Raw genomic sequence first — 5,204 nt, forward strand, 5'->3', positions numbered from 1 at the left:
CTCACTAAGAGCGGCTACCAGGACGTGGCGAGCAGTCGTCAGCTGGCTGTGGACGGCGCACTCACAACCGGAGTGTCGGCGTGGTGGATGCCGCACCCAACACCGGCCGCGCCCGCCTGGCGGCTGTGCCGTGGTTTTGTCAGCCGCTTCTAGCGTGAAAGGCGGCTCTTGCGAAGCGCGCGCTCCCACCGCATTACGTGCACCACCACGATGCGCTGCCCATCCACGCGGTAGAACACGCGACAAGGTGGTTCGACAATCTGGCGATAGCGCGAGCGCTTGAGTTCCTGTGGCCGGCTTCCGCTGCCCGGGTGTTCAATCAATTGCTCGACGTGCGCGAACACCCGTTTCACCAGTGCCGTTGCAGCGGGCGCGTTGTCAATTGCGATGTAGTCGGCAATCGCGTCCAATTCAGCCAATGCCGGCACCGACCAGATTATTTCAGCCATCGCGCCATGCGTTGCTGTGCCTGTTCATGGCTCAGCGTACGGCCTTCCGCGACTGCCATTTCTCCACGGGCAATGCCTTCGAGGAGCGCCATGCGCTGCTGCATGCGCTCATAGCTGGCAACATCCACCAGATAGGCGCTGGGTAAACCGTGCTGTGTGATCAAGATTGGCTCCTTGTCGCGCTCTGCAGCTGCAAGGAGTTCGGTAGCCTGACGCTTGAGCGTGGTGACAAGTTCGGTGCGCATGGAGTGACATTAAAGTATCACTTCTGGCGAGGCAAGCGGCCGGCGCGAAGACGCCAAACGGCCCTTCACGCCTCGCCCAACGGCCGCAGGCACAACCAGATGGCGCACCAGTGCGACAGCGCGCCGCCGAGCACGTGGGCGTGCCAGATGGCGCGGTTATAGACCATCGATTTGCGCACGTAGAACGCCACGCCCACGGTGTAGAACGCGCCGCCGGCGGCGATGAGCCACAGCACCGTGCTGTCCAGACCGGCCACGATGGGCTTGATCACCACGATGCCGGCCCAGCCCAGCAGCAGATAGATCGCCACCCAGAACCCCTTGGCGATGCCGGGCAGGCACAGTTTGGCGAACACGCCGAACAAGGCCACGCACCAGACGCTGAGGATCATCGCCCAGCGCCAGGGGCCATCGAGCGCGGCCAGGAAAAACGGTGTGTAGGAGCCGGCAATCATGACGAAGATGCCGGCGTGGTCGAACTTGCGCAGCATCGGCTGGCGCGGCGGCGGGGCGAAATTGTAGGCCGCCGAGCAGCCGAACATCACCAGCAGACCCAGCGCGTAGATGCAGGTGGCCAGCAGCATGGTCTGGTTGGCGTGCGCGCGCACCACCATCCAGGCGCCGCCGACGATGGCCAGGAACAGACCGGCGGCATGTACCGCGATATCGGCGCGGCGGGCAGAGACGGACTTGTAATGCGGAGCAGTGACGTTGGCAGGCACGGGCACGGCGTTTCTTCGATGTGGGGGATCCCACAGCGTTCAAGGCAGCCGTGACGCTGTGGGGGCGACAGGATACCCGGCTTGCTGAATCCGCTCAGTGAGGCAGGCTGGGCGCGGGGGCGCCGGTCTCATACCCTGAGACATCCTTTTCGTTTGATGTCCCTCTTTGGGAGCCTTTGCCGTATGCCTCCGTTTGCCCTCGCTCCCCGTACCGAAACCGCCGAACGCGCCCTGGCCACCACCGATGGCCGCCCCAGCCGGGATGGCGCGCTGCTCACCGAACGCCTGGAACGGCGCTACCACGACCGCATCACCGGCAGCTTTACCCTGCCCGGGCGCGAAGGCAGCTACGCGCCGATCCCCGATGATGTGCCCAGCGCGCTGGCCGATGCGCTACATGCGCGCGGCATCAGTCAGCTCTACAGCCACCAGGCCGATGCCTGGGCGGCCACCCAGCGCGGCGAGCATGTGGCGATCGTGACGCCAACCGCCTCGGGCAAATCGCTGTGCTACACGCTGCCGGTGGTGAGTGCGGCGATGACCAGCGGCGCCAAGGCCTTGTACCTGTTCCCGACCAAGGCGCTGGCGCAGGACCAGGTGGCCGAGCTGCTGGAGTTGAACCGCGCCGGCGAGCTGGGGGTAAAGGCCTTCACCTTCGATGGCGACACGCCCGGCGATTCGGTTGCATGGCGATATCGTGGTGAGCAACCCGGACATGCTGCATCAGGCGATCCTGCCGCATCACACCAAGTGGGCGCAGTTCTTCGAAAACCTGCGCTATGTGGTGATCGACGAGATCCACACCTATCGCGGCGTGTTCGGCAGCCATGTCACCAACGTGCTGCGCCGGCTCAAGCGCATCTGCGCGTTCTACGGGGCCAACCCGCAGTTCATTCTGTGCTCGGCAACCATCGGCAACCATCGGCAACCCGCACGCGCACGCGCAGGCCTTGATCGAAGAGCAGGTGCATGCCATCACCGAATCCGGCGCGCCCACCGGCGACAAGCATGTGCTGTTGTGGAACCCGCCGGTGGTCAATGCGGATCTGGGCCTGCGTGCCTCGGCGCGTTCGCAGAGCAACCGCATTGCGCGCATTGCCATCAAGAGCGGCTTGAAGACGCTGGTGTTCGCGCAGACGCGCCTGATGGTGGAGGTGCTGACCAAGTATCTGAAGGACATCTTCGACCACGACCCGCGCAAGCCGGCACGCATTCGCGCCTACCGCGGCGGCTATCTGCCCACCGAGCGCCGCGAGGTGGAGCGTGCGATGCGTGCCGGCAACATCGATGGCATCATTTCCACCTCGGCGCTGGAGCTGGGCGTGGATATCGGCGCGCTGGACGTGGTGATCCTCAGCGGCTACCCCGGCAGCGTGGTGGCGACGTGGCAGCGCTTCGGCCGCGCCGGGCGCCGCCAGCAACCGGCGCTGGGCGTGCTGGTGGCCAGCTCGCAACCGCTGGACCAATACGTGGTGCGGCACCCGGATTTCTTCGCCGATGCCTCGCCCGAACACGCGCGCACCGCGCCGGACCAGCCCCTGATCCTGTTCGACCACATCCGCTGCGCCGCGTTCGAATTGCCGTTCATTGCCAGCGAGCCCTTCGGGCCGATCGACCCGCTGGTGTTCCTGGAAGCGCTGGCCGAAAGCGAAGTGATCCACCAGGAAGGCGACCGCTGGGAATGGATCGCCGACAGCTACCCGGCCAATGCGGTGAGCCTGCGCTCGGTGGCCGATGGCAACTTCGTGGTGGTGGACAAGAGCGACGGCAAGCAGCAGATCATCGCCGAGGTGGATTATTCGGCTGCTGCGCTCACCTTGTACGAAGGCGCCATCCACATGGTGCAGAGCACGCCGTACCAGGTGGAGCGGCTGGATTGGGAAGGCCGCAAGGCGTATGTAACGCGCACGCATGTGGACTACTACACCGACAGCATCGACTACACCAAGTTGAAGGTGCTGGACCGCTTCGATGGCGGTGTGGCCGGGCGTGGCGACGCGCACCATGGCGAAGTGCATGTGGTGCGGCGCGTGTCCGGCTACAAGAAGATCCGTTACTACACGCACGAGAACATCGGCTACGGGCCGGTGAACCTGCCCGACCAGGAATTGCACACCACCGCAGTGTGGTGGCAGTTGCCGCAGGCGACCTTGGGCAAGGCGTTTGCGTCCAAGCAGGATGCACTGGATGGATTTTTGGGTGCCGCGTACGCATTGCACGTGGTGGCCACGGTGGCGGTGATGGCCGATGCGCGCGATCTGCAGAAGGCCGTGGGCAATGGCGACGGTGCCTGGTTCGCGGTGGCCGACCAGACAGGGCGTGGACAACTGCGCGGCGTGGAAGAGGGCGATGCGGCCACGGTGGAATTGCGGCAGGCCTTTGTGCCCACGGTGTATCTGTACGACAACTTCCCCGGCGGCGTGGGCTTGAGCGAGCCGCTATGGCTGCGCCAGGCAGAGTTGCTGCAGCGCGCGGACGAGTTGGTGCGGCGTTGCGATTGCAGCGCCGGGTGCCCGGCCTGCGTGGGCCCGGTGCTGGCTGCACATGAAGCCGCCAAGGGCCAATCGCCCAAATCACTGGCGCTGACGGTGTTGGCGTTGTTGTTCGATGCCGATGCGCCGTTGCCGCATGCCACGCAGGTGGACGACGACCTGGCGCTGGACGTGCTTGCATGAGTGTGAGTGCGGACCGGCTGCGCTTGTTGCGGCGGCAGGCCGGGCATGCGGAGGTGCGTGCGCCGGTGAAGGCTGACGATGGCGATGCGCTGTACGGTACGGCGGCGGTGGATGCGAAGGCCGCGGATGCCGCGCTTACCGGTGAGCTCGCGCAGGCAGCTTCCGGCGCGGACACGCAGGGCACGTCGCCTGCGCCTGGTCATGCGTCCGGTGTCAGCGCGGAACGTCTGCGCCTGCTGCGCCGTCAGGTTGGCGGGCTGACGCCTGCCGCGCGCAAGGACGATGCGGTCATGCCGACACGTGCACAGCGGTCAGCGGTCTCCAGCGCCGCGTCACCTCCTGCGCGCTTGCCTCTGCGAGAGAACGCTGCTGCAAGCCATGGCGCCGCGGCCGGCCGCCCTAACGCGGCGTGCGCTGCACCGACGCTCACGCGCCGCGCCTTGCAGTCGCCCATGCCTGCGCCGCCCGCGCGCGACGCATCGGTCTTTGCGTGGGTGGAGCACGATGTGCGCCACAAGCCGGCACTGCCATTGGATGTCGATGTCGATGCAATCAGCGCTGTGGATGCCGATAGCGCAAGCCATTGGCCGACAGCGCGCAGCACCACGACAGCGTCGCCGGCACATCCGGCGCGACGCCGCACCGACATCGCCGGCTTGCGCAAGATGATCGGCCTGCGCGAACGCGCGGTCTCGGCGCACACACCGGTCCGCGCGCCATCGACCGACCGATCTCTACCTGGCAACGAGATAGCGCCTGGCCTGCATCTGATCCAGGCCTTCCTGCCGCAGTCGATTCCCACACAGGCGCTCTCGCTGGCCTTCGCCAAACGCGACGATGCCGTTGACCCGATGGACCTGCTGTTCTTCGATACCGAAACCACCGGCCTCGCCGGCGGCACCGGCACCCGCGCCTTCATGCGACGTCCCCCCGATTTTGAGTAGCACGCCAGTTTGGAGTCCAATTCCCTACCTGAAGGAGATTGGACGTGAAGAAGCGTTTTATCGAGGAACAAATCATTGGCTTTTTGCGCGAGGCCGAAAGCGGCGTGGCGATCAAAGATCTGTGCCGGCGACATGGCTTCAGCGAAGCCTCATATTACCTATGGCGCAG

The 5,204-nt window shown here is 65.6% G+C and carries 4 protein-coding genes and 2 pseudogenes; 3 read left to right on the forward strand and 3 right to left on the reverse strand.

The window, feature by feature from the left end; translation table 11 throughout:
- Positions 1–149: 149 nt before the first annotated feature.
- The 3 genes from XAXN_RS11400 to trhA form a co-directional block, all read right to left on the reverse strand.
- Positions 150–449 (reverse strand): type II toxin-antitoxin system RelE/ParE family toxin, encoded by a 300-nt coding sequence (locus XAXN_RS11400; RefSeq protein WP_054319635.1) that lies wholly within the window; start codon positions 447–449, stop codon positions 150–152.
- Complete coding sequence (locus tag XAXN_RS11405; RefSeq protein WP_029218202.1) at positions 437–694, reverse strand: type II toxin-antitoxin system Phd/YefM family antitoxin; 258 nt, start codon at positions 692–694, stop codon at positions 437–439. Before XAXN_RS11405 ends, XAXN_RS11400 begins: the two co-directional genes overlap by 13 nt.
- A gap of 65 nt (positions 695–759) precedes the next feature.
- On the reverse strand, positions 760–1,422 hold the full coding sequence (gene trhA, locus XAXN_RS11410; RefSeq protein ID WP_054319636.1) for a PAQR family membrane homeostasis protein TrhA: 663 nt from the start codon (positions 1,420–1,422) through the stop codon (positions 760–762).
- A gap of 177 nt (positions 1,423–1,599) precedes the next feature.
- Here trhA and XAXN_RS11415 point away from each other — a divergent pair.
- The 3 genes and pseudogenes from XAXN_RS11415 to XAXN_RS11425 all read left to right on the forward strand — a co-directional run.
- Positions 1,600–4,091, forward strand: a pseudogene (locus XAXN_RS11415) (DEAD/DEAH box helicase).
- Positions 4,088–5,011, forward strand: a pseudogene (locus tag XAXN_RS11420) (ribonuclease H-like domain-containing protein); the annotation flags it as partial. The pseudogenes XAXN_RS11415 and XAXN_RS11420, both read left to right, overlap by 4 nt.
- A 68-nt stretch (positions 5,012–5,079) precedes the next feature.
- The coding region (locus tag XAXN_RS11425; protein WP_167694786.1) for a transposase at positions 5,080–5,204 on the forward strand (125 nt) is incomplete at its 3' end.

This window comes from Xanthomonas axonopodis (genome assembly GCF_001304695.1).
GTDB lineage: Bacteria > Pseudomonadota > Gammaproteobacteria > Xanthomonadales > Xanthomonadaceae > Xanthomonas > Xanthomonas axonopodis.

What these genes read in the sequence shown, in the direction of transcription:
- XAXN_RS11405 (WP_029218202.1), bottom strand. Translation starts at nt 694, where the DNA reads ATGCGCACCGAACTTGTCACCACGCTCAAGCGTCAGGCTACCGAACTC.
- XAXN_RS11400 (WP_054319635.1), bottom strand. Translation starts at nt 449, where the DNA reads ATGGCTGAAATAATCTGGTCGGTGCCGGCATTGGCTGAATTGGACGCG.